This window comes from Halorientalis sp. IM1011 (assembly GCF_001989615.1).
In the GTDB taxonomy this organism is placed as follows: domain Archaea; phylum Halobacteriota; class Halobacteria; order Halobacteriales; family Haloarculaceae; genus Halorientalis.
Window position 1 is genome coordinate 127,883 of record NZ_CP019068.1, and the last position, 23,944, is coordinate 151,826.

The window sequence follows — 23,944 nt, forward strand, 5'->3', positions numbered from 1 at the left end:
TCTATCGGTGTGGGGCTGTCCGGACCCGAATGTTCACATTCGCGAAACACGATCACGGAGTGTGTGCTAGACAGTGTGAGCGCGGATCGCGTGGTGGTGCTTACGGGTGGGACGAGTGGCATTGGTCGGATTGCAGCGACGGAGCTAGCCGAGGAAGGCGGCACTATAGCAGTGGTCGGCCGGAATCAAAGCCGTGGTGAACAACTCGCGACTGAATCGAATACGATGCCAGGCGAGATCCGGTTCCACCAGGCCGATCTCGCGACCCAGGATGGGGTTCGTGCGCTTGCCGACGACCTTCGCGACTCGTACGACCGGATCGATGCACTCGTCCACAATGCCGGATTGTCCGTCTCGACACGGACGGAAACTGCTGACGGGATCGAACGCACACTCGCGGTCAATCACATCGCCCCGTATCTCCTGACCCACGAGCTGCTCGATATGGTGACGGCCTCGGCACCGTCCCGAATCGTCGTCACGTCTTCGGAACTGCACCGCCGTGCGACCCTGGATTTCGACGACTTGCAGTGCACCACCGATTACGATGCACGGCACGCCTATGCCCGCTCGAAATTGGCGGTGACTGCATTCACTATCGAACTCGCGGCCCGACTTTCGGACGACCAGCAGGTGACCGCGAATTGCGTCCATCCCGGATTTATCCCCTCGACGAGCCTGTTCCGCGACGCCTCGCTCAGAACACGTCTCATGATACGTGCGGCAGCACTCGTCCCTGGTGTCGGCACCACCCCACAGGCTGGGGCCCGGCGGCTACACCACGTCATCACGGACCCGCGATTTGCCGAGGAGACTGGTGCCTACGTGACTGACGACGGGACCGAGCCACCCTCGGCCGAAGCGTCTGATCCGGCGATCCGAGACCGACTCTGGACTGTCAGTGCCGACCTGGTCGGCATCGATCCGGACTGGCCGTGACGGTTCGTGTCTCGGACCTGGTGCCCCAGACAGAGTCACAGGGCAGAAATGGTCTCGGGGAGGTCGAACAGTCGAACATCGGCACGGGCGTCGGCAACACGCTCGAGATCGGTCGTAAATCCGGAGCGGCTAAACAAGACGTATAGCGTCTCACCGTCTGCGGGCGCCTCTGCCCACCTGACGTCCGCTGCGGTTCGTTCGAGGTCGGTGAGAACACCTTCGCTCACGGGAGTGGACGTGAACTTACATTCGCCGGCGACGAGTCCGTCGTCGGTGAGGCCGAGGACGTCCAACTCCTGTTCTTTGAACCACCATTGCCCGACCTGATGGAACGGTCGGTCGACGAGGCCCGGAAGCGCCTCCTGGCAGAGCCGCTCGAACAATGGACTCACGTAATCTGCCAGTTCAGGTGTAACGAGTTCGTCGTATGCGTCCGCGCCGAGCAGACGCAACTGATCCTGATTACCGTACACGAAGCGGAACCAGAACCGAAACAGCGGCGCGGCGATTCGGTACCGGCCGCGTTTCGAGGCCGTCGGTGACTCGGTCACGGGGATGTGTCGTTCGACCAGGCGGAGTCGGCGCAGCTTCTGCAGATACGTGCTGAGTGAACCGGAGTCGACACCCGCCATGCCGGCGATCTCGTTGGGGGTACGACGCCCGTGAGCGAGCGCCCGGAGGATGCTGAAATACGTATTCGGCTGTCGGAGTTCGGTCCGGAGCAAGAACTCGGGTTCGGAGTACAGGAGGCCGCGTTCCGAGAGAATCGTCCGCTGGACGTTCGGTCCCAACGGCTGGTCGGGGTCGATGGTCTGGAGGTAGTGCGGTGTCCCGCCAAAGATCGACCATGCCATAATAGCGGTCTCGGGGTCGTACGCTGGGAAGAACTGGCGGGCGCCGGCGACAGAGAGGGGCTGGAGGTCAATCGTCGCCGTCCGTCGGCCGTACAACGGCGCGCTTCCCGAGAGGACCGTATCTTCCATGACACTGATCGAGGAGCCGACCAGGACCAGTGTCATCCCTGTCTCCTGTAGTTCCATGTCCCAGACGCGTTGGATTCGCGAGGGCAGCGACTCGTCTTCCTCGATGAGGAACGGAAACTCGTCGATGACCACGATAGCGTCTTCACTCCCGAGTGTCTCGAGGAACACTTCCCAGTCACGGCGGACGTTTTGCAACGATGGGAACTGCGCGGTGGCTGTATCGACGAACTGCTCGAGTTGATTCTGTGCTGTGGACTCGACTGCCTGGTAGTACACAGCATCGGTCCGATCAGCGATCGACTGGCGGACGAGCTCGCTTTTTCCAAGGCGACGACGACCGTAGATGACGACGAAGTCTGCAGTTTCGGATTCGTAGCAGTCCGCGAGTTGATCGAGTTCGGCATCCCGATCAACGAATTGCTCCATACTGAGTGGACTATGTCTGGGGAAATAGAACTGGCGATTTCAGAAATCTGGATTTCTGAATTCGCAATCAGGTTTCAGTGGGTTGAGTACCCCTCGGCTGAAGCGTCTGATCCGGCGATCCGAGACCGACTCTGGACTGTCAGTGCCGACCTGGTCGGCATCGACCCGGACAGGCCGTGACTGCCAGACTCCGCTGCTACTCGCGGAACGAGAGGAGATCCCGTTCGTCGAGCTGGACGAGGAAGTACGAGAGCGTTTCGTCGACTGGCTCGACGCGTTCCGGGTCGTGCTCGTCGGCGACGATCGACGCGATCTCGGCGACGGTGTGGTCGCCATCACAGTGCTGCCAGACCGTCGACCCGACCGGGTCGAGCGTGAGCTCACGCTCCCGATCCGTCCCGAACAGGTCGAACAGGAAGCGATCGAGACGGTTCTGTGCCGTAAGCTGCCACGTGATCGTGGCTCGCTCGGTCCCGTCGACGGGCTCCATCGACCACTCGGCGCAGTCGCGAACCGGGACCGACTCGGGACCGTGCGTGCTCATTGGCTCGTTCCTGACCTGGTGCGGAGGATGCTGGCTGTGAACAGGACGACGAGCGCGATGATCGCGACGATCCCGAGACGCTGCTGCAGTGCAGGGGAGAATCCGAGCGGGAAGGGGGCACCACTACTGCTCCCGATACCGGTGATGTACAGGGCGCCGATGACGATGCCCAGGATCGCCTCGCCGGTGATGAGGCCGGCGGCGACGATGCGGCCCCGATACGTCGTTTCCTCGGCCCGTGTCCCGTCTTCGTCGTCTCCTCGCGCGACGTAGCGATCGATGCCGCCACGGAGGAGGCCGCCGAGGAAGATCGGCGTCGCGAGGGTGATCGGCAGATAGATGCCGACCGCGAACGGCAATACGGGGACTCGCATGAGGATGAGCACGAAGGCGAAGACCGCGCCGATGAGGATCATCCCCCACTGTGCGGTGCCGGTGAGCACGCCTTCGGAGATCAGCGCCATCATCCCGGCCTGCGGTGCGGGAATCGTACTGCTCCCGATGCCGTAAGCCTGGTTGAAGAAGTACAGGACGCCGCCGGAGAACACTGCAGAGATGGTGATGCCGATTACCTGTGCGATTTGCTGTTTTCGGGGCGTCGCTCCGATGAGATAGCCCGTTTTCAGGTCCTGGGAGGTGTCACCGGCCACGGCGGCGGCGATCGCGACGACCGACGCCGTCACCAGCACGACGACCGGGTCGGTCACACCGGTGGATTTCATCGCGAGTGCGGCGATGAGGATCGTCGCGACGGCCATCCCGGAGACGGGATTCGAGGAACTGCCGACGACACCGACGAGATACGCAGACACGGCGACGAAGAGGAAGGCAGCGATGACGGCGATGAAACCGCCGAGCAGACCGACCTGCACCTGGGGAAGGACGACGAGGGCCAGCGCGATGAGTATCGCACCGCCCCCGACCACCTTCATCGGGAGGTCGCGCTTCGTTCGTTTCTGCGTGGTGTCCCCGGTGCTCTCCCCACCCACGAGTTCGTCGGCGGTCGTCCGGAGGGCGTCGATGATCGTCTGCCGCATCGAGAGAATGGCGTGGAAGCCGCCGACGATCATGGCGCCGGCACCGACGTAGCGGATGTACTGATCCCAGACGGCATTCGCCTGCGCCATCAGGCCGGCATCGGCAGCAGCGGCGGGGACGAATCCCCCGGTGATCAGGATCGGGATCAACATTAGCCACGCGATCAGGCCACCGCCGAAGACGTATCCGGCGATTTTCGGCCCGATGATGTACCCGACACCGACGAGTGCCGGTGTGAAATCGCCACCAACGGCAAAGCCGCGGGTCTCACCGACGGAGAAGGCCGTCTGGAGCGTGGTCCGGAACGCGGCCATGCCGTTTGCGAGCCACATGTAGAGGGCGCTGAGGAGGAAGCCAAAGGAGATGAGTTTCACGCCGCTCTCGCCGCTGTCCCCGGCCTCGAGGACGTCGGCACACGCAGTCCCCTCCGGATAGGGGAGTGTATCGTGTTTGTCGACGATGAGATAGCGCCGCATCGGAATCATGAACAGAACGCCGAGCAGCCCGCCGAGGATAGCGACGGCTGCGGTGTCCACGATATTGATGGATTCGCCGAGGAAGGTGACACCGGCGATCGTGAAGATGACCCCCGCCGCGAGCGCTTCGCCGGCCGAGGTCATCGTCTGGACGATATTGTTTTCGAGGAGGGTGCCGCCGATGCCGACCTGCCGGAGAACGTAGAACAGTCCCATACTGATGACGGCCGCCGGAATCGAGGCGCTGATCGTCATGCCGGACCGCATTCCGAGATACATATTCGCGGTCAGCATGATGACGTTCAGCACCAGCCCGATGGCGACCGCTTTGACGGTGAGTTCGGCGACAGTCCGCCCGGCCGGTATCGTCGGTTCGGGCCCCCCTTCTGGAGCGCCCTCAGTACTACGTGTCTCGTTAGCGTGCTCAGGTACCGAATCTGATGTCATGAATATTTATAATCTGGGTTATAAACTATCCTAGTTATTTTCTAGCGTCACTTTTCTAAACGCCATATAGTATCGCATTACACTCAGTTCGGCACAATTAACCCCGTATACAAGTGACTTCTCCCACGACTAAAGTCGTGGGCTTCCCTCACGGAGGGTTAGGCCCACGTCTTCCGGGGAATTCGCAGGTTCCATCTCACCGTTGGTTCCCTTGAGTACGACCTGCGTTTCGGGCTGAGCCACAACAGCCCCCACCGTCGATAGCGGACTCTGAATGTTCTTACCGACGGCTCGTTTGCCGATGTTCGACGCCCCGTTCTTGTCTGCGTTGTCGTCCAGTCCACAGTCGTGACACTCCAGACGCCCCTGCACCTCACGACTCGTGTTCTGCGACCCACACCGCCAGCACGTCCGAGACGTGTCGTACTCTGACACCGGAACGCACTCTCGCCCGTCCAGATGAGCTTTGTACGTGAGGATGTTCGCCATCTTCGCATACGGCATCTTGTGGGTCTTGTCGTTCACGTACCGACCCTTGTCGTTGTCGAAGCGCAACCCCGTCATATCACCGAAGACGATGACGGCGTTGCGCTCCCGAGCGCGAGCGACGAGTTCGTTCGCCACCTGATGCAACTCGTGTTCAACCGTCCGGGATTCCTTGTCACCGAGACGTTCGATGACCTGCGCTCCCGAGCGCACCTTCGCCTTCCCGATGGACTTGCGGAGTTGCTTGTAGTGTTCGCGGACGCGACGGACTTCCGCACCGTGGAACGTGGTGTCGCGGTCGGAGAGAAACGTGCTGACGGCTATCCACTTCGCACCCATATCGACGGCGAGAACGTCGTCGTACTCGTCTGCGACGGCCACAGACCGTTTGCAGACGAGGTGGACGTACCACTCACCATCTCGGTGGACGAGTTCCGAGTCGCGGATGTACTCGTCGGTGAGCAGGTGGGTGTCCTTCTTGGGGACGCAAACGGGAACCCAGATGCTATCCCCACGTTCCTTCTCGGGGTTGTAGACGGGAAGTTTGAACCACCACGACGAGAGAACCGTATCCTCGTCGTGTTCGATGGTGATGCAGTCGTTGCGGAGGACGACGGGTTGCTCGGTGTCCGCTCGCGGATTCTTGTTCGACCGGACTTTGCCCGCCTGTTGTTTGGTGGCGGAGTAGAGGTTCGCGTCGTCGTCACCGTGAACGGCGTCTTGGAACGCGGAGTATTCGCGTCCGACGAGTCGGGCTTTCCGTTCGGTGAGCGAATGGAGTTTGACCCGTACCGTGGTGGTGATTTCTTGGCGCATCGTCATCGTCCAGTCTGTGCTTCGATGTACTCCTCGATGGTCTGACTCGACACTTCGCCTGCTGAGGAGACGAAGTACGAGCGCGTCCACAGCGAGGGGAGGCCGAAATCGAACTCTTCGCGGAGGTTCCGCGAGGTGTAGCCCTTGACCTGTTGGATGATTTTGTTCGGGGCGAGTTTCGGGTTACCCGTGATGAACAGGTGTACGTGGTCGGGCTGGATTGCCAGTCGGAGGATGTCGAGGTCGAGTTCGTCGGCTTTCTCCTCGATGAGTTGTTCGAGGCGGTCGGCAACCTCGTCTGTTAGCACCGGCTTGCGGTACTTCGGGCACCACACGAAGTGGTAGTGAAGGTTGTGAACCGACGTTCGCTCTCGACTGTACCCCCGTGGCATACGATTAGATAGACATCAACCTATATTAGATGTTACGCTTTCATCAACCCTCTATCGGCTATCGAGGATGGTTTGTGTTGTGTGTGGTCGGATTCATCCCACGACTGAAGTCGTGGGCTTTCTCCTCGATTTTGTGTAATTCGACGGTTGTTCCGACGCCCTCTAACGACTCCGTCGGTTCATCGACAACCGTGAATCCCTGCGACGTGAGCGTCTGGTAGACGTGCTCGAATTCGGAAACAACACCCACCGCGAGATCGATATCTTCTGTCTGGTCTTTCAGCCCACGGATCGTCATCGCCGACCCGCCGAGGAGATACACCGTCACGGATTCCGACAGCCAGCTATCGAACTCTTCGAGAAACTCTTTGATCGCTTCGCCACCCTTGAATATCGTCATTTGACTCCGTACTGCTCTTTGAGCGCCATAAATTCTGATTCACTTGGAAGGACGACAGGGAACTCCTCCGAGTCTTCGACCCCTCCCTGTAGTGCTTGGTACATTGCAGCGACCGTGGACTCCAGTTCGTACCACGTTGCAGTGTCTGTGAGCGTCTTTTGGTCGATGTCTAACGCCTCGATCAACAACATTGCATAGCTAACCTGGCGGGCGCCGCTATCGAGGGCGAGCGTGTGACACACCACTTCGCCCGGTGTGAGTTCCTCGTCGGGCGCGTACCAGAACGCGGGCTCACCTGCAAGGAAGAATTGCAGCCCGTACTCCTCGAACCGACCAAGCCCGGTCACCTGCCAATCTGGTGCGTCTAGTAGCGCGTCTGTATCTTCAGTGGTCTGCACGCGGACGAGTGTTCGTTTCGGGTCGCACCACTCGATAGTCGCACTCGGCGCGATCTCCCGGGCTCGCGATCGGTGCTCGTGGATCACGACGGCCTGCGCGAACGCCAGCAGCGGTGCGAGGTCCTCACTTACCGCGTACTCGGGGCCGGACGGGGACAGCATCGCCCGATTTTTGAGCGGCGACAGCGCCTTGTGAACGCCTTGGCGCGTAATCTCGAGTCGCTCTGCAATTTCGGATACGCGGCGGGCCTCGTCGAGAAACCAGCACACTTTGAGGGTGGCAGGTGAGAGGAGGTCGGCCCATTCAACGTGGCTGAGTTCCGACTGCAGCGTCCGGTACGCTTCAATGACTGGGTGGTCCGCGACACGGACTTTCCGTTGGTTGTTGGGCCCACGGCGTTCGACCAAGAGCCCCGCGTCCAACAAGTCATCGAGCACCTCGTAGATGTGTGCCTGTGAATACCCGGTTTCAGTTGCGAGATCCACTGGCGTCGCTTCTCGGCCGGTACTCAGAGCGTCAATCACGGCGATTCCGGCCTTTGAAATCACTGTGTATACTCTAAACCCCACTCGTATATATAGGTTTCTGGATTTGGGTTGACAACCAGGCTATTCCGGTACGAAGTCTTCGAGTGCGTTCTCTAGAGATCCGTGGAATTACCAACTTACCCACTTGAAGGCCCCGTCGGTCGGTCCGTCCTATCGCTGGTGCCCGGAATGCTCGCTCACCCTGACTCTGTACCGGTAGGAGTTCGGGGCTCGATGCAGGACGGCTCGCGCACCGGTCTCGGTGTTCCGATACGTGAGTGTCGGCGACCGGCTCTCGCGTCGCCAGTTGGTGATGCGGGACATTGTTCAGAGGTGGACGTCAGCGGGCACGATCCAGAGCTCTTCACTCTCCTCGAGGAGTCGATCCAGCTGTCCACGGTGGCGAATGCCGGTTCCGTGTTCGGTGTACAGGAAGATCGTCGGGCCGTCGTACGCACCGACTTGGTGGAAGGCGTGCCGAGCAAGGTCCTCGTCGCGCATGATCTCCTCGTCGGAGAGCTCGTCGATGGCCTCCTTCACCCGGTCGAGATTCCGCTCGAATTCCTCCTTCGTCGCCTCCCAGCCACGCTCGAGGAGATTCTGGCCGTCATCGGAGTCGACGGGGGCTGCAGTCGGAAGCTCACCCCATCGTGCCTTCCCCGCAACGGACGTGTCCTCCTCCTCGAACGTGACGTAGTAGTCGAAGACGGCGCCGGCGTGTGGGTCCGCGCCGACCAGGCGGTCGAACACCGACTTTCCGGTGGCCAGTGCGTCGTCGTGCGTCGATGCCTCTACGAGTGCGTATATCACCATGTGCATCTCGAACACCTCGAAACGCCGACGCACCGGGAATCGTTGCTCGCTCCAGCTGCGCCGGCACCCATCGCCGGCGCTCGAAAAACTCTCCTCGTGACGGCGGAGTCTCAGGGTTCGTCCGCTCGTTCGACAGTGATGGTCAGGTCGCCCGACGCGTAGTCAGCCTCGAAGTCGACCGCGAACGCGTTCGCCTCGTGGGCGGCGTGGTAGGCGCGGTGGCGTTCGAGCGAGCCTGTCGCCTTGAAGTGGAAGAACGCGGCCGCCGTGTAGGGCTAGCTCCGTGTTTCGACCTGCGACTCGACGGACGCGGGGAGCGCGATCTGGGGCGTCTCCGTGTGGATACTCGCAGCGAACTCCTTCGCTTCCTCGACGGTTGCTTGCGAGTGCGCTGGTGTCTCGCCAGTGAGCACGTTCACCGGGGTTTCCGTCTCATCGGTGAACAGGACGTCTCCGAAGGTGTGTGTCCCGAGGATCGCCTCGGGATCCAACTCGCAGTCGTGGAACGGGTCGTCGTCTGAGATCATTGGATCACGAGCCTACGGCGGGGCTCACCATTTCGGCCCCTGAAAAACAGAGCTGGCTTCGAGTAACCTCGCCTACTGATGGATCTCCAAAATCCCTATGGGTTCTGTATTCGACGTTTCGGTCAGATGCCCTCCATATCGCGCCGTGAATACCTTGCAGTCTCAGCCACGACAGTTCTCGCGGCAACTACCGGCTGCCAGACCAGCTCCTGTACGCCGACAGAGCCTGGCGTCGCGCAGTGGCCACAGACACGTGCCTCTCCGCACAATACGAACGCCGTTCCCGATCAGTCGACGCTCACGCCTGGCGGTGACTATTGGACGAATTCGCTTGCGGACGATATCGATATCACTGGACTCGTTGCCACAAATGATACGGCTGTCGTCGTTGGCCACACACCTGGCGAGCAGAATGGCTTCCTGACCACCGTGCAACTCGACGATGGGTCCTCCGATACGACCCACGAACTCAACCGGGGTCCAACTGGGCCACCAGCCCTCGCAGGTTCGATCGCTGTGACGCCCGTACTTGGCGACTATACCGAGCCATCGACCGGCGGGCTCGTCGCACTCGACACCGCTAGCTGGACGACCACTTGGACCCACGAGACGGCTGGACGGCCGAATCCACCGACCGTCGCTGACGACCTCCTCGTCGCCACGAGCGACCAAGGCGATGTAACTGCGCTTGCGGCGTCCACTGGCGAAACGCAGTGGACGCGGACGTTTGGTGACGATCACCAGCGTGCAAGCATCCCTGCACCGCCAGCCGTCGACGACGACCACGTGTACATCACGGCAGATGGCTCTGCTGCCCAGGGAATCTATGCGCTGGGCCGCGAGACGGGTGAAACACAGTGGGAAATTCCTGGGCCAAATATTCCGAAACCGTTAGTTCGCACGGAGGATGTCGTCCTCGCGAGCTACGACCGCTATGAACTCGCGGCGTTCGACACTCGGAGTGGAGATCGGCAGTGGTCGAAAGCGATGTACGATGGTGGTCTGTTCCCACCAGCAATCGGACAAAGCCGCGTCTTTAGCGCGGACGAAGAAACCGTGTACGCGCTTGCCGTCGAGAATGGTGACGTCCACTGGGTACAAGACCTCGATGTCGCAGGCTCCCCAATGGTCGTTGGGGAGTCTGTCGTCGTTCCGACGACTGACCGGATTGTGGGTCTGAGTATTGAGGACGGTAACGAGCTGTGGGCTCGGTCTGAGACATCTGCCACAGGATGCGTTCCTGTTGGTCTGGGCCTGCTTTACACATCAGGGAATACGGTGACGCTGCAAACAAACTGTGACTGAAAGAAGCCGGCCACGAGGCGCTTTTCAAGTGGATCGAACGCCAGCAGCACGCCGATCCGAACGGCCCGGCGTTCACCGTTCTCGACGACCTCGAGGACGAATCACTCCCAGCGTCGGCGGCGACGGACGCTCGCGAGGAAGACGATCTCGTCGACGAGTGGCACGGGAGTGACGAATCGTTCAGGCTCGTCGATGATCCGTCCACTCAGCCTGACACAGATGGTTGGCCCAGTTGACACACCGATCGGGACGGTCGCAGCCGACCATTTCCGCCCTACCCCGGTCATTTTTGTTCGCCATTACCGGCGAACTCAAAATTAGTTCGCCCCTACAGCCGAACACAGTCCCAACCACAACACTCATCCGAGTTCGGTGGAAAAACCGAACTAACGCCTGGTTCGGTAATGGAGGCGAACAAATGACCAAGAATCAAGCCGACGCCGTGTTCGTGGCCGTCATCGGGGACATCCGGGGGTCTCGGGAGCTCGCGGATCGGAGCGAAGCACAGCGAGAGTTCAAGCAGGTGGTCAACTCCCTGAACGACGAGTTCCCGGACAGCTCCATCGCCTCCCAGTTCACCGTCACGACGGGCGACGAGTTCCAGGTGCTCCTGACAGACGCGACCGATGCCGTCGAAGCGCTGGTCTCGGTAAGCGACCGGTTCCACCCGGCCCGACTCCGGTTCGGCATCGGGCTCGGGCCGCTGGATACGCAGCTGAACCCGAACCAGGCAATCGGGATGGATGGCCCGTGTTTCCACCGGGCACGAGAGGCGATCGAAGCGGCCAAGGACGCGGGGGCGTGGGTCCGCGTCGATGGCTGGTCGAGCGAGCTAGTGGCGCACGTCAACTCGATGTTCGACCTGGTGCAGTGTGTCCGTGAAGATTGGACGGATCGGCAGGCGCAGTTCGCGCGAGCCCTCAAAGAGGAGGGCACCCAGAAACGCGTCGTTGAGCGCTTCGACGTCTCGAAGTCCACGGTGAGTGAATCACTGAGTGCTGGACACGTCCAGGAGGTACGGAACGCCGAGACCTCCCTCGGAGAGCGGCTCCAGACGGCGCTCGAGGAGGAGCGGGCATGAGCGGGTGGCTGACCGGGCTTGGCCCGGCGGGGACCGCGCTTGCACTGCTCGTGCTGGGGCACGTCCTTGGTGACTTCGCCTTCCAGACGGAGGCCCTGGCGATGGCCAAGCATCGACTCCAACCGTTGCTCACGCACTGGGCCATTGTCCTCGTCGTCCACGTCGCCGTGTTCGTGCCGTTGTTGACCGTCCAGTCAGTGGTGGTCGTCGCGATTATCGGGTTACTTCATCTCCCCATCGACGCCGTCTCGGCGCAGCTCCGCGAGCGCAGAGACGGGTCGGCACTTCTGTTTCTCGGTGACCAACTGGCCCATCTTCTGGTCATCCTCGCGGGGTGGTCGTTGCTTGCCCCCGGTGTCTGGCGCCTCACACCGCTGCTGACCGGGATTCGTGGCGTGACGCAGCTTCCTTGGGCGGCGGTGACCACGGGAGCGGTGTACCTCGCAGCGTTCGTGTTCGCACACGACGGCGGGAACGCCATCGTCCGTGGCGTGCTCCCGGACGCGGATCCTGTGCCTGACACGGAGGACGATCTGGAGGTCGGGTCGCTCATCGGGAGCCTCGAACGGTGGATCATCCTCTTCCTCGGCGTGGCTGGGCTGTGGGGCGCGGTCGGGCTCGTCGTGGCCGCGAAGTCGATCGCCCGCTTCGAGGAGCTGAAGAAACAGCCCTTCGCCGAGTACTTCCTCGTCGGTACTCTCACCAGCGTGCTCGTCGCCATCGCGCTCGTCGGGCTGGTGTCGGTCCTCGTTTGACGGGAGGATTAATTGCAGGGTCGGGGTCGAAGCTGCTCGCGAACAGCGGACCGACGTGGCTGACCGCGCCATGCGCTATTGACATCCTCCTTCGCGTGAACGCGGAGGAATCCCGAGCGGTGGGAGTTTCAGGTTTGCAGTCCAGTTAGCAGACTACCAGACCTTTCGGGCGCGGGTAGTCCCACAGTGTCGGACTGGTGAACTTGTGGCGGTGCCAAACCGCCGTTACCCCTATCCTCGGCCGTCTAAGGCGTCCCGATGTTATTTTTGCCACGGGGACGCCAGCAGGCGTCAGCGGAGTCGGGGGTATCGTCTGGTTCGCTTTGAGCAGTCGGCACGTTGGCATACCCTTCGAGGATATGTGTTCACCGACTGTTCTTTCGGATACTGCCTCGTTGCATGGGCGGACAGGCCGTCGTCCGAGAGACTTCGTCTCTCGTGATCACGAACATCTTCGATTTTCGAACGACCTCCGAAGGACGGTTCGGAATCCGCTCCGTTCCGGCCGATTCCCACCAGTTTGTACGGTGGCCTGTCACTTAAACGCCGGTATTCTGAAACTCAAGAGGAGCGTGATACGTGGACCCTCTCCCAAGCTGACGGCGCGTATCCACGGCCTGAAGGCCGTGGTATTGCGCCTGTTCAGCGTATAATGTCACCGTACTTGAGGTCGTGGCTGCGCGCGCAGCGGAGTCCTCGTGAGCATCGCGAACGAGGGCACGTGAGACGAGCGAATGCGAGTCTCACGGAGCGAGCACGGAGCGGAGGGTGGGGTGGCGGGGCCTGGGCTGGTCCGGCACATAGCAAAAAAGAATGCCGGGTGGACTGGCTATGCGTCCCACCAGCGGCCGCGCTCCGGGAAGTGGATGGTGCTCCAGCCGGTGACAGCCAGTGAGACCCGGCCCTCGTACCAGTTCCTGGCTGCCCCGTGGATGCGAACCTGCTCACCTTCTTCGAGCCACGGCGCCTCTGATGCCTTCCAGATCGTCACCCGGGTCTGCCCACTATCGTCCGCAACGAGCCCGACCTGGGCGATGCTCGGATGGGAGGGAGTCCACAGTGTTTCGATTTGACCTTCGATGCTCACCTCCTTGCGATCGACGTCCTCGAGTCTCCCGATGGGGACTACTGTCCCGGAAGCCGTCTGCAACTCTTCGACCACCTCCAGGACTGCACTCCGCACGTCTGTACCGTCGGCTACGGCTGCACCCAACCGCCGGCCGATCGCCGCCCGTGACCAGCCATCCAGCTGGTCGGCCAGTCGCATCGACTGCTCGTTGACCGCCCCCAACTCGTCCTGCGTGAGTTCGGCTCGGGGATCGTCTACGTCGGGATCTGCCATCGGGTGCACGCTTGCAGCCCGCTTGTGGAACTCACCACGCCGCTCAGCGCTTCGTTTGACGGCGATGTCTCGCGTGCGCTGCTCCCGACCCTCCTGCGTCCCCAACTCGGCCTGGGCACTGATGTGCTCCAGTTCGGTTTCCCGCGCCCGAATGCGCTCTTCCTGTTCGAGGGTGACACCGTGAATCCGATCCTCGCTCGTGTCTGCGATCCCGTCTGGGTGGTTCGCATCCACCTTGGCCTGGGTCTCCTGCTCGACTGCCGCCTCGAACGCCGGCGTCTCGTCGACGACCGGGAACCTGTCGTCATCGACTGCCTGTTCGTCCGCGTTCTCGAATGCCTGTTCATCGACCGTAACGACCTTTCCGCTAGCGTTGTTACTAGACATTGGAGTTCACTAACCCCGAAGGCGCTCACGCGCCGCCACCGCGATGCCCTTACATCGCGGATTTCCTCGACATCACGTCCGACAGACCCATCTGCGCGCTCTCGCTCGCGCCTTCGCGAGCGCCCTGTGGGCGCGAGCGAGAGCGCGCCTGCACGAGGTGCCCCCAACCAGCACCGCGCGCCGTCTCACCGAGCGTAGCGAGGTGAGACTCGGAAGACGAACGGAGTGAGGCTTCCGGCGACCCGCCCGGAGCGAGCGGCCAGCTTTAAGCCGTTTCTCGCGTCCGGCCCGGACGGCGGGTTCGTGTCCAGCGCGACTGTCGCCGAGAACGCGCGCCGCCCTGTGGCGCGCGACAGCGCAGGCGGCACCAAGCGCTGGAACGCGAAACGCCCGCGAGGGGCGCAACCGAAAACGCGCTTAATGCTGGCGTCGAGACCAGATTTACTTTAGCCCGGAACGGGCGCGGGCGGTGCGGAGAGCGCCCGCATGCCCGGAATGGTCGGTCGCGAGCGACGCGGAGGTCCCGCGAATGAAGTGAGCGGGACGCCGGTGAGCTTGCTCACCGGAAGGCGGCACGCGGCGAGCGGGGCGTGCCGTAACAACGAACCTGGTCACCCGGGCTCGACGCTCAGCCACACAGCCGATATCCTGGTGGACTCAGAAAGGGCGAGATCGTCTCGGTCACCGGGAGACGGCGTCTCCCGAGCTCACGGCGCGAAGTGCCGTGAACGTCCCCCGACCCCGCAAGCACCGCAGGCACGGGGAGCGCAGCGGGGTTCCCGTGAGCGAAGCGAACGGGAGCAAGCGAGACTGCGTCTCGCGTGGTCGCGGGATGCCGAGCGTCTGAGGGCTTTCGAGACGAGCACGACTGTCGGTGACAGATAACCAGCAACCGGTAGACGGGATCGCCCGGAAGCGGACTACTCGAGCAGGTCCTCGACGAACCGGAAGCCATTCACGTACGTCACTGAGTCGACGTACCCCTCACTGGCGAGGACGGTCTCGGCACCCTCGCCAGCGAGCGTATCTGTCGTGTAGATGTACGCGTGGTCTGCAGCCCCCTCGACAAACGCATGGGCAGCGACGCCTGCCAGCGCCGGATCGGCACGCTCAATCTCGTCGGCTGGCCGGTCATCCGCGTTCGCGATGTATCGCTGGACGCCATCCATCGTCCGCGACACCAGTCCCAACGAGTAGTCCAGCGGCGCAGCGACACGCGCCCACCCCTCCTCGATCGCCGTGTCGATCGGCGGGGTGTCGACGCCGTCCACCTCAGCGGTCAATTCGTCGTAGACCCGCCCAGGAAGGACGAACGTTTTGTCGTTCTGGCGGGCGAACGTGCGGACGGCCTGATACCGGAGGTTCGGCGGTTGGCCCATCGCGACGAGCAGGCCGGTATCGGCGATATGGATGGCGGTCACGCGTCGTCGACGACGTCCTCGTCGACACCTTCGATATCTGCGACCGACGCGCCAGACGCCTCGACGTCGAAGTGCTCGAGAACGACGGGGCGGAGTGCCTGCAGGATGATTTCGGCGGCGAGTGGCGAGATATCGAGATCCTGGGCCATCAGGCGGTGGGTGATCTCGCCCAGTTCGCGGTCGACAGCATAGGTGAGCGCCGTCGCCAGCCCGGCGATTCCGTGCCGGTCGATGTACGTATCGATGTCGTCGTCGGTCGTCCGCCGGCCGACGGCGTCGATGAGCGCCGGCGTGATCGTGTACTCGCGAGTGCCATCGGCGGCAGTTACCGTCAGATCGATCTCGTGGGCGGTGTATCGCCGGGGCTGGTCCTCACTGGTTGTTTCGATGACGCCGGCGTCGACGAGCCGGTTGACGTAGGTGTAGGCTGTGCCCTGTGCGAGGTCGAGAGCGTCCATCAGTTCCTGGACGGTCGACTCGCCCTCGCGAGCGAGATACGCATACAGCTGGGCGAGGGCTGGTTCTTCGAGGAGGTCCGCGACCGAGAGGAAGTCCCGGATGATGTCGCCGTTGGTTCGGTTTGACGTGCGAGACATGGGCAATTGGCTGTTTACAGTTTACAGCGAATCAGTAAAGAGTGTTGGGGGTCAATCTGTCCGGACTAGGTACGAGCAACGCGGAGGGCGGCAGCAGCGAGCGGGGCGTGCCGTAACAACGAACCTGTTTAATCGGGCACGGCGCGAAGCGCTGTGAACGTCCCCCGACCCCGCAAGCACCGCAGGCACGAGGAGCACAGCGGGGTTCCCGTGAGCGAAGCGAACGGGAGCAAGTGAGACTGCGTCTCGCGTGGTCGGGGGATGCCGAGCGTCTGAGGGCTTTCTATCTGTTCTCGGCCACCGCCTGTCGTCTCGACGGAAGCATTATCTGGCATTTCTGTTCACTTCGAAATATCTTCCACGGTGTCAGGACTCTTCGAGCAATGAGCAAGCTCGCTGCACGTAACTGTTCGCACCCCAGCTACGGGCGTTGCTAATCTCATCGAGGAGCAGCCGCGCATCAGCAGCTGACAGGTGGTTAGTTCGAACGAGAACTGAAAGCAGCGTCGGTGTCGTGACGAGTCGCGTATCAGCGAGCGAGGCGTGGATCAAGCCAAGGTGGTTGAACTCGTCACAGAGCAAGAGCGCAGCATCGAGATCGTTCGCGAGCGTGACCGCCGCGTTTTCACCGTCATCGAGCGGGAACTCGGCGTCGAGGTCGACCGACTGTGTCGTGAATGACTCCGCCTGGTCGAGTACGGCGGACGCGGCGTGTCCATGGACGTCATCGTAGGAGGCGATCTCTTGGAGTTCATCGATGACCGCTGTTGGGGCGACGACCTCGTACTGGGAGAGACATAGTGTGAGTGGATCGGGATTGCCGTCAGTAACGATCCCGAGACTCACGAGGGCGGAGGCGTCTGCGATCAGCCGCGACATCTATGGGTCGGCGACCTCGTCGATGAAGTCCCCGTCTAACTGCTGTTTCAACACTCGGAGGTTTGCCGCCTCCTCGGCGCCGACGAGTGCTTTGAGCTGCTCGAAGGTGATCTCGTCGTCGTAATAGGCGGCGGCGATCTCTTGGGTGAGTGCGTCGTCGTGAGCGGCGTCTTGGAGGTACTCCCGAAGCGCGGTCACGAGGACGTCTGTTCGGTCTTCCCCGAGGACTGCGGCCAGTGCGTCGGCCCGGTCGATGAGCCGATTGGGGGCCCGAAACTGCACGCGCTTCTTATCGGTACTCATGATGTGTACATTGTGAGCCAACGTACTTAGCCGTTTTTGTGTGTACAATGTGAGCCACATTTGGCCGAGCGTCACTGGGTCGCAAAGCAGTCGTCGATTGCTACGGAGGTGCTGAGAACCCTTTAACTCACTCGTCTTCGAGCGCGGCGTAGATCTCTGCGTGGCGGCGTCAGTCGAGTTTCCCCCATTTCGAGGACGATCTCGCGTCGTTCGGCGTCGCTCTCGGCCGCCTGATACCGCTCGTGGAGTTGCCGGACCTCGTCGTCGACCGCCGGCGAAGAATCGGTACTGGGCGCCATCGTTCTGTCGTACCTACTCAGTGAGTCCCTTAATGGAAGTTACAAGGCTAAAACCCCGCCTTCAGGGCGGGGATACAGCCGACACCTCCTACAGAACCCACCGCCAGTGACATCCTCCGCGCCGTAAACGGCGCGGCTTCCCTGCATGGGAATACCGGCTAACTACCGGCAGTGGGTTCTGACCCGACCTCGCCGAGCGTCATCTGCCGTGGTTGGCTCTGCTCGGTGGGGGCCGCGGCGCTGTCACAGGCGCTCCCATCCCGTGAGATGTCATCGCCCGCCGGTTTCAGCGGCAGGCTCTCACCCCACGGGTCATGGCGGTCAGCGATGTTGACCGCCGCGTTGATGTCTGCGTGGTACTCCGACACCCAACACTCGTCGTTCTGACACCGGAACTCATCGCCGTCCCGATACCCGATGTGGCCGCACTCGTGGCACGTCTGGCTCGTGTACTCCGGGCGGATGTATTCGACCTGGATGCCAGCCTCTCGTGCTTTGTCCTCGATACGCTCCTGCAAGCGAGCGAACGCCCATGCGTGGAGGCGTCGGTTCATCCATTCGCCGTAGTCGAGGTCTTCGCGGATGTCCGAGAGGTCTTCCAGAACGACCACAGGCTTCTCGAATCGACAGGCGTACTCGACGGCACGTCGAGACGCCTTTTCGATGATGTCTGTGAGTGCGTTCTGGTAGTGGTCGAACCGTTCGTCAATCAGCCACTCGGCGGCGTCACGCTCTTGGAGGCGCTTGAGCGTCGTGTGCATCTCCTTGCGAAGGTGACGAGCGCGGCCACCGTTGATTAGTAGTGGGTCGGTCGGAGTGTCCTGCTCGCAGGCACAGCCCGCGAGCAGGTGTGCTTCGCCAATGTCGAAGCCGACTGGTGTTACATCGTCGTCTGTCGGTTCGTAGTTCGGTTCTTCGACCGGGAACTCGACGGTGACGTGGAGTGTCCACGACGTGCGGTGACGTTGTAGGCGGAGTTGGCCTGCCGACGCTTCACCGTCCACGAGGTCGTGCCACAGTTCTTCTTGAGCGGGGTTGATACGGAGTGGTATCCAGAAATTCGTCCCGCGACCGGGCTGTGGCACCCACCACGTGAACTCGTAGTCCCGTTCCGGTGAGTGGTCGAACTCGGCGGCTTGGTTGGTGAGTCGAACTGGGTGGTCGTCGTCCAACTCCTGTGCATTGTAGGTTCCGTGCAGTTGCGGGACGTAGTTACACAGGGCCGCCTTCGCCTGATACGGCAGGTCGTAGGGCGTCACTACATCGCTGGTGGCGGTCATCGTCCCGCACCCGGCCTCGAACGCCTCGTGGAGTCCTGCCCGGTAGGTGCCGAGCAGGTCGCACAGTTTGCGCTCTTTGTGGGCTGTCGGCGGGGCGAGCGTGGCCTCCAGCGTTTTCGTGGTTGTCGCGGTCATGCTACTGGTTTTCCACGTAGTCCATCAGCACGTCGATGCTCACTTGGCCGGTCGTGGCGAGGAAATATCCCGGTTGCCAGAACGCATCTTCGAGCGTCTGTTTCACCTCGGGGTACTCCTGCCGAATCCGGCGGGATGTGACGCCCTTGAGCGAGTTGATGAACTTCGTGAGGTCTGTGGTTGGTTTGGTCGTGAACAGGATATGAACGTGGTCAGTACCGCCGTCCACGTTCTTGATGTCGGCCTCGAAGTCCTCTGCAATCTCGTGTGCAACTTCAGCCACGCGCTCCAGTCGCTCATCGGTGAGGATGTCGGCGCGGTACTTCGTGACGGTCACAAAGTGATATTGGAGCGCGTAGACCGTGTGCGATCCGGATTGCAGGTTATACTCCATTTGGCCTCACAAAATATAAGATACCCAATCTCAATAACTCTTGTGCCGTTGGGTATTCGGCCGGGCAGAACCGCGTGGACTGTCGCACCGGGCTTACGCGATTCACGCCCGTCCCCAGAACGCTTCGCGTTCTGGTGTGCGAACGAGACGCAATGCGTCTCGTCAACGCCGTGAACGGCGGGATTCTCTCGCTGAATCAAGATCACTCGCCCCCCTCGCCGACGTCGCGAGCGGCCGTCCAGCCTCGATGGAAGACGGCCAACTGCGTGATCGAGTCGAAGGCTCGGCCACTCGGCTCGTGAACGAGCGCTTTGGTCTTGGGAACGGGTGTGACGACGTCTGCGTCGACGAGCTCACTGACCAGGTTCTGGGCCGTTGCTTCGTCGATGTCCGCCGTCGCGACACTGACAGCGTCGCGATCCCGAGCGACCAACGTTCGCTCGAACTGTTCGTAGTCGGCACTCGTGTCGTCGACTGAGTTGGAATCAATCATCGGTATCACACCGTGTACGCTACTGCGCGCTGCACGCCTGCTGGCGCGAACAAACAGTCCGTGTCGTGCAGCGGTGGGTCGTTCGTGGGTTGAGACCGTCGATCGAAGGAACGCCCATGACTCTCCCCGAATCTCGGATGGTGGGCTACCGGAGACAGATACGGCCTTAACCAACAAACCGTAGTGCGTGCTTCGATGTTGGTTAACCGAAGTCTGACTTGGTTCTGGATTGATCCCATCCGTCGGATCGATTCACTCGTCGGGTGTGATCGCCTGCTCGATAGGGGTGTCACCACCGAAGAGCCGGATGGTCTCGCCGACCGTCGCCTCGCGATTGAGACAGGCGACGACCGTCTGTGCGACGTCGGCGCGCGGGATGTCGTCGCCGTCCTCGTCAGGGTGCTCGAAGGCCACCGAGACCTGGCCCGTCCCGTCGTCGTCGGTGAGCGCGGTCGGGCGCACGATCGTCGCATCGAGTCCTGACGCCCGAAGATAGTCGTCGGCGGATCGCTTGGCCACCAGATACGGCCGAATTGCCTCGGGGGCGGCGAGCGGGTCGCTGGCTTGGAGAGAACTGATCATCACGTAGCGGTCGATGCCCTGCTCGACGCAGGCGTCGATCGTTCGCCGTGCGCCCCAGAGATCGATCATGAGTGTCTTGTCCCAGCCAGTGTCCCCACCGGCCCCGGCCGTGAACACGACCGCATCAGCGCCCTCGAGTGCCTGCGCGAACTCGCCTTCGAGGTCGCCGAGTCGAGGTTCTCCGCCGCGCTCGCGGATTGTCTCGAACTGGGCCTCGTCACGAACGACCCCGATCGGGTCGTGCCCGGCATCCGCGAGTCGCGGAACTAGTTCGCGGCCGATCCCACCGTTCGCGCCGATCACTGCGACGTCCATCGTGGGTGTATTCTCCGTGTTCACGACAATAGGCCTGTGGGCGGGTACTGCCGTCCAGTGGAACACGTTGATGGAGAGTGTCTCTGTCTGTGTCAGGACGGCGCAATCCAACGGTCACCGACAGACGACTGTCTCGCAGTGGGCCGGTGACGACAGTCGATCCGTTCGATCACCAGAACTGATAGAAGTGTTCGATACGAACACGCACCCCATGAGTGAGCGCCCGGGAGTCCAGGAGTGGAACGAGGCGCACTCCCAGCTGTACGAGATCATCCGCAGTGACCAGTCTCTCTTCGATCGGCTGGAACGGGCGCTCGAACTCGGTGTGGAATTTCTCGGCGTCGATCACGGCTACATCACGCGGATCGACCAGGAGACGAACGCGTGGGAGGCGATTGTCAGTACGGATGCCGAGGATGGTGTGATTCCGCCTGGGCTCGACCTCGATCTCTCGACCACGTACTGTCGACGCACGATCCAGGAAGCGGAACTCGTCTCGTTTGCTGACGCGCTCGAGGCAGGCTGGGAGACCGATCCCCCGTACCAGGCCCAGCAACTCCGCTGTTATCTCGGTGCGCCGGTCATCGTCGCCGATGAACCCTTCGGGACGGTGTGTTTTGCCTCACGGGAGCCGAAACCTGACGGATTCTCCGAGAGTGAGCGGTCGTTTACGCATCTGATCGCCCAGATGGCTGGGTACGAACTGGAGCAGCGAAATTACGAGCGCGATCTCGCCGAACAGGAACACACCCTGGAGACGCGCCGGGAGATCTATCGAGCCGTCATCGATGCCAGCTTCGACTTTTTGTTCCGCCTCGACCTCGACGGCCAGTTCACGTTCGTCTCGGCCACGGTCGCGGAGTTTCTGGGGCATACCGCGGACGAACTGGGCGGGCGTCCCTTTACAGATGTCCTTCCACATGCGGAGTCGGCAGACGCGGCGTGGAATCTGTACGAACAGGTGCTGGCCGGTGAGACGGTCGAGGAGACGTACCTCCCACTCGAGACCGACGCCGGTGAGATCGTCTACGCCGACATCCGGGCGACACCGATCTACGATGCCGACGTGTCACCGGCCGATCGGGCCCCAGCCGATATCGTCGCGGTCCAGGGGACCGCGCGCGACGCGACCGAGCGGAAGCGTCGGGACCGGCTGATTGGCGTCATCCACCGGGTACTCCGGCACAACCTCCGGAATGATATGGGTGTCATCCAGGGCTATACGGAACTTCTCGAGCAGTCGGTGTCCGAGACGGACGCGGAGAAGGTCCGCCGGATTCACGATACGGCCGACCGGTTGATCGACCTCAGCGAGACGGCACAGAAACTCGCGGAGAATCTCGACACACCGCCGGAGCTCGAACCGATCGATGTCGTCCCGCTCGTCACCCGGGTCGCCGCCCAGGTCGACGAAGGCCATCCCGAGGCCTCACTCACGATCGACGCCGCGGAGACCGCCGTCGCACGGGCCGCACCGCGACTGGAGACCGCGGTCTGGGAACTCGTCGATAACGCAGCCACACATGCTGGCGAGTCACCGACCATCGAGATCGAGGTGGAGACGACCGATGCGGACGTCCTGGTTCGTATTCTGGACGATGGTCCCGGGCTTCCCGACATCGAGCGATCGGTACTGCTGTCCGGCGAAGAGACGCCATTGGTTCATGGCCAACGGCTCGGGCTGTGGCTCGTCTATTGGATCGTGACGAGTCTCGATGGCGAACTTGATGTCCGCGATGATCGGGCCGGTACAGCCGTCGAGATTCGGCTGCCGGCATCCTGATCGTCAGCACTCTGTCTCGTTTCACGAACGGAGAATCGATTCGAAGGATCGGGGAGGACTTTGCTCATCGTCCGGCCGAGGTTGAACAGCGTGTGCTGCCGCACTTCATAGAGGGTGAGCGCACCCGACCAGCGGTCGTCGGTTTCCATACGCTCGGCGTAGGTTGCGACGAGCGGTCCGCACATTCCAATACAGTGTGCACCGCCGAGGAGGCCAATCAGAAAAAACACCGCGAGTCCGTAGCCACTCGCGATGCCGATCTCACTCAGTTGTACTAGAACTGCTGATATCATACTCACGGCTGGCAGAGCCAGCATAGATTAGAAGGTACCACTCGTACTGTGTAGTTGGTTTCGATTCAGCCCGTAATATCCCAACGCTCAGGATTCCTTCGCGTTCACGCGGAGGAGGATGTCAAAAAAGCAGATCGTTCGAGAAGCATCCCTCCGAATTCGCACAGCAACACCCACAGGTCTCGGAGACGGGGTCGTCCCAGAGCCATGAAAATCACTGAACACCGCATCGTGATATCGAGTTTCGTGGCCAGGCAGCCCCGAATATTGCGTTTGTCAATCACAACTGGTACAGCGATGCCTCACAAACCCTCATGTATGAGCAAGTACGTTGGCGGATCCAGGTGGGGAAGATGAATCGACGGCGAGCAGATACAGTAGTCGGTGGCTTGGTCGCTGCCGTCATCATCGTCGGCGGGGTGCTCACCTGGCAAACGTACCAGCAACAGCAAGCCTTCGAGCAGATGGGTTCGATGATGGGCTCGTCGATGGGAGCGGTTCACGGAACGAATCCGCTCTGGTATGTCCTCGGAACCCTTCTCGTCTCGGCTGTCATCGGTGGCGGGTATCTCGTGGTGCGGGACGAACTCACTAGCACAGACGGACCCGACCGCTCACAGATGGAGATGACGAACCCGACCGATCCTGAGAGTGTCGAATCACCGGAGGGAGACACCCAATCAGCAGGGGATATCAATCCAGAGGCTCAGCCACAGGCTCGCGTGTTGGACCTCTTGCCGGATGATGAACGCCGTATCCTCGAACCAGTTCTTTCCTCGCCCGGCATCACACAGATCGAAATCAGGGACCGCTCGGACTTCTCGAAGAGCAAGGTCAGTCAGACGGTGAGCGCTCTCGAGAAGCGCGGCCTGCTGTACCGCGAGCGCCAAGGGCGGACGTATCGTATCTATCCGAGTGACAACCTACAAGGGAAACAGGCGAGCTAGTGAACCGTTCCCACGAGTCCAGCCCCCAAGACGTTGTTCCACTGTCACAACCTGCACAATCTCGATGCAAGGATGGCACGTGTCGTGGAATACGTCGAATGACCTGGTTTCGGATCGTTCACACTGCCGTCCGTGTGGTCA

Annotated in this window: 22 protein-coding genes and 3 pseudogenes; 6 read left to right on the forward strand and 19 right to left on the reverse strand. The window is 61.7% G+C overall.

Translation table 11 applies throughout. The annotated features are described in order from the left end of the window. Positions 1–63: 63 nt before the first annotated feature. Complete coding sequence (locus tag BV210_RS18145; RefSeq protein ID WP_077208185.1) at positions 64–939, forward strand: SDR family NAD(P)-dependent oxidoreductase; 876 nt, start codon at positions 64–66, stop codon at positions 937–939. A 35-nt stretch (positions 940–974) separates the two neighbouring features. Here BV210_RS18145 and BV210_RS18150 read toward each other — a convergent pair whose 3' ends face one another. From BV210_RS18150 to BV210_RS18190, 9 genes and pseudogenes are all read right to left on the reverse strand, one after another. Further along, on the reverse strand, positions 975–2,348 hold the full coding sequence (locus BV210_RS18150; protein ID WP_077208186.1) for an ATP-binding protein: 1,374 nt from the start codon (positions 2,346–2,348) through the stop codon (positions 975–977). Positions 2,349–2,544: 196 nt separating this feature from the next. Further along, positions 2,545–2,892, reverse strand: a complete 348-nt coding sequence (locus BV210_RS18155; protein WP_077208187.1) for a PqqD family protein — start codon at positions 2,890–2,892, stop codon at positions 2,545–2,547. Next, on the reverse strand, positions 2,889–4,853 hold the full coding sequence (locus BV210_RS18160; RefSeq protein ID WP_077208188.1) for an OPT family oligopeptide transporter: 1,965 nt from the start codon (positions 4,851–4,853) through the stop codon (positions 2,889–2,891). Before BV210_RS18160 ends, BV210_RS18155 begins: the two co-directional genes overlap by 4 nt. Before the next feature lie 129 nt (positions 4,854–4,982). Continuing rightward, entirely contained in the window at positions 4,983–6,155 is a 1,173-nt protein-coding gene (locus BV210_RS18165; protein WP_077208189.1) for an RNA-guided endonuclease TnpB family protein, read from the reverse strand. A gap of 2 nt (positions 6,156–6,157) precedes the next feature. Then, complete coding sequence (gene tnpA / locus BV210_RS18170) at positions 6,158–6,547, reverse strand: IS200/IS605 family transposase (RefSeq protein ID WP_077208191.1); 390 nt, start codon at positions 6,545–6,547, stop codon at positions 6,158–6,160. Positions 6,548–6,680: 133 nt separating this feature from the next. Next, a pseudogene (locus tag BV210_RS18175) lies at positions 6,681–6,947 on the reverse strand (hypothetical protein); the annotation flags it as partial. Further along, positions 6,944–7,894 carry a MarR family transcriptional regulator gene (locus tag BV210_RS18180; RefSeq protein ID WP_077208192.1) on the reverse strand — a complete coding sequence of 317 codons (951 nt, stop codon included), beginning with the start codon at positions 7,892–7,894 and terminating at the stop codon, positions 6,944–6,946. The pseudogene BV210_RS18175 and the gene BV210_RS18180, both read right to left, overlap by 4 nt. 306 nt (positions 7,895–8,200) lie before the next feature. Continuing rightward, positions 8,201–8,692 carry a hypothetical protein gene (locus BV210_RS18185; RefSeq protein WP_077208347.1) on the reverse strand — a complete coding sequence of 164 codons (492 nt, stop codon included), beginning with the start codon at positions 8,690–8,692 and terminating at the stop codon, positions 8,201–8,203. 104 nt (positions 8,693–8,796) lie between these two features. Further along, positions 8,797–9,213, reverse strand: a pseudogene (locus BV210_RS18190) (hypothetical protein). Between the two features lie 126 nt (positions 9,214–9,339). Between BV210_RS18190 and BV210_RS18195 the strand changes: the two are divergent. The 3 genes from BV210_RS18195 to BV210_RS18210 all read left to right on the forward strand — a co-directional run bounded on the left by BV210_RS18195 (position 9,340) and on the right by BV210_RS18210 (position 12,354). Next, positions 9,340–10,518, forward strand: coding sequence for a PQQ-binding-like beta-propeller repeat protein (locus BV210_RS18195; protein ID WP_077208193.1), 1,179 nt, complete (start codon positions 9,340–9,342; stop codon positions 10,516–10,518). Positions 10,519–10,936: 418 nt separating this feature from the next. Further along, a complete protein-coding gene (locus BV210_RS18205; RefSeq protein ID WP_077208195.1) occupies positions 10,937–11,599 on the forward strand; it encodes a SatD family protein in 663 nt (220 codons plus the stop codon). Then, positions 11,596–12,354: a DUF3307 domain-containing protein gene (locus BV210_RS18210; RefSeq protein WP_077208196.1), complete on the forward strand. Its 759-nt coding sequence runs from the start codon at positions 11,596–11,598 to the stop codon at positions 12,352–12,354. Before BV210_RS18205 ends, BV210_RS18210 begins: the two co-directional genes overlap by 4 nt. Before the next feature lie 829 nt (positions 12,355–13,183). Here BV210_RS18210 and BV210_RS18215 read toward each other — a convergent pair. The 9 genes from BV210_RS18215 to BV210_RS18255 form a co-directional block, all read right to left on the reverse strand. Further along, positions 13,184–14,083 carry a DNA-binding protein gene (locus BV210_RS18215; protein ID WP_077208197.1) on the reverse strand — a complete coding sequence of 300 codons (900 nt, stop codon included), beginning with the start codon at positions 14,081–14,083 and terminating at the stop codon, positions 13,184–13,186. Between the two features lie 920 nt (positions 14,084–15,003). Continuing rightward, positions 15,004–15,504: a hypothetical protein gene (locus tag BV210_RS18220; RefSeq protein WP_077208198.1), complete on the reverse strand. Its 501-nt coding sequence runs from the start codon at positions 15,502–15,504 to the stop codon at positions 15,004–15,006. Beyond that, positions 15,501–16,100, reverse strand: a complete 600-nt coding sequence (locus BV210_RS18225; protein ID WP_077208199.1) for a helix-turn-helix domain-containing protein — start codon at positions 16,098–16,100, stop codon at positions 15,501–15,503. Before BV210_RS18225 ends, BV210_RS18220 begins: the two co-directional genes overlap by 4 nt. Positions 16,101–16,466: 366 nt before the next feature. Beyond that, positions 16,467–16,979: a hypothetical protein gene (locus BV210_RS18230; RefSeq protein ID WP_077208200.1), complete on the reverse strand. Its 513-nt coding sequence runs from the start codon at positions 16,977–16,979 to the stop codon at positions 16,467–16,469. Beyond that, positions 16,980–17,282 (reverse strand): hypothetical protein, encoded by a 303-nt coding sequence (locus tag BV210_RS18235; protein WP_077208201.1) that lies wholly within the window; start codon positions 17,280–17,282, stop codon positions 16,980–16,982. Between the two features lie 457 nt (positions 17,283–17,739). Next, positions 17,740–18,996 carry an RNA-guided endonuclease TnpB family protein gene (locus BV210_RS18240; protein WP_077208202.1) on the reverse strand — a complete coding sequence of 419 codons (1,257 nt, stop codon included), beginning with the start codon at positions 18,994–18,996 and terminating at the stop codon, positions 17,740–17,742. A 1-nt stretch (position 18,997) separates the two neighbouring features. After that, complete coding sequence (tnpA, locus tag BV210_RS18245; RefSeq protein WP_077208203.1) at positions 18,998–19,390, reverse strand: IS200/IS605-like element ISNph5 family transposase; 393 nt, start codon at positions 19,388–19,390, stop codon at positions 18,998–19,000. Positions 19,391–19,592: 202 nt separating this feature from the next. Beyond that, positions 19,593–19,883, reverse strand: coding sequence for a hypothetical protein (locus tag BV210_RS18250; RefSeq protein ID WP_077208204.1), 291 nt, complete (start codon positions 19,881–19,883; stop codon positions 19,593–19,595). A 252-nt stretch (positions 19,884–20,135) separates the two neighbouring features. Beyond that, positions 20,136–20,780, reverse strand: a complete 645-nt coding sequence (locus BV210_RS18255; protein ID WP_077208205.1) for an SDR family oxidoreductase — start codon at positions 20,778–20,780, stop codon at positions 20,136–20,138. A 211-nt stretch (positions 20,781–20,991) separates the two neighbouring features. On the opposite strand from BV210_RS18255, the gene BV210_RS18260 reads away from it, so the two are divergent. Continuing rightward, on the forward strand, positions 20,992–22,563 hold the full coding sequence (locus BV210_RS18260; protein ID WP_077208206.1) for an ATP-binding protein: 1,572 nt from the start codon (positions 20,992–20,994) through the stop codon (positions 22,561–22,563). A 62-nt stretch (positions 22,564–22,625) separates the two neighbouring features. Here the strand turns inward: BV210_RS18260 and BV210_RS20065 are convergent. Beyond that, a pseudogene (locus BV210_RS20065) lies at positions 22,626–22,880 on the reverse strand (sulfite exporter TauE/SafE family protein); the annotation flags it as partial. A gap of 329 nt (positions 22,881–23,209) precedes the next feature. On the opposite strand from BV210_RS20065, the gene BV210_RS18270 reads away from it, so the two are divergent. Further along, a complete protein-coding gene (locus tag BV210_RS18270; RefSeq protein ID WP_077208348.1) occupies positions 23,210–23,803 on the forward strand; it encodes a MarR family transcriptional regulator in 594 nt (197 codons plus the stop codon). Positions 23,804–23,944 lie beyond the last annotated feature (141 nt).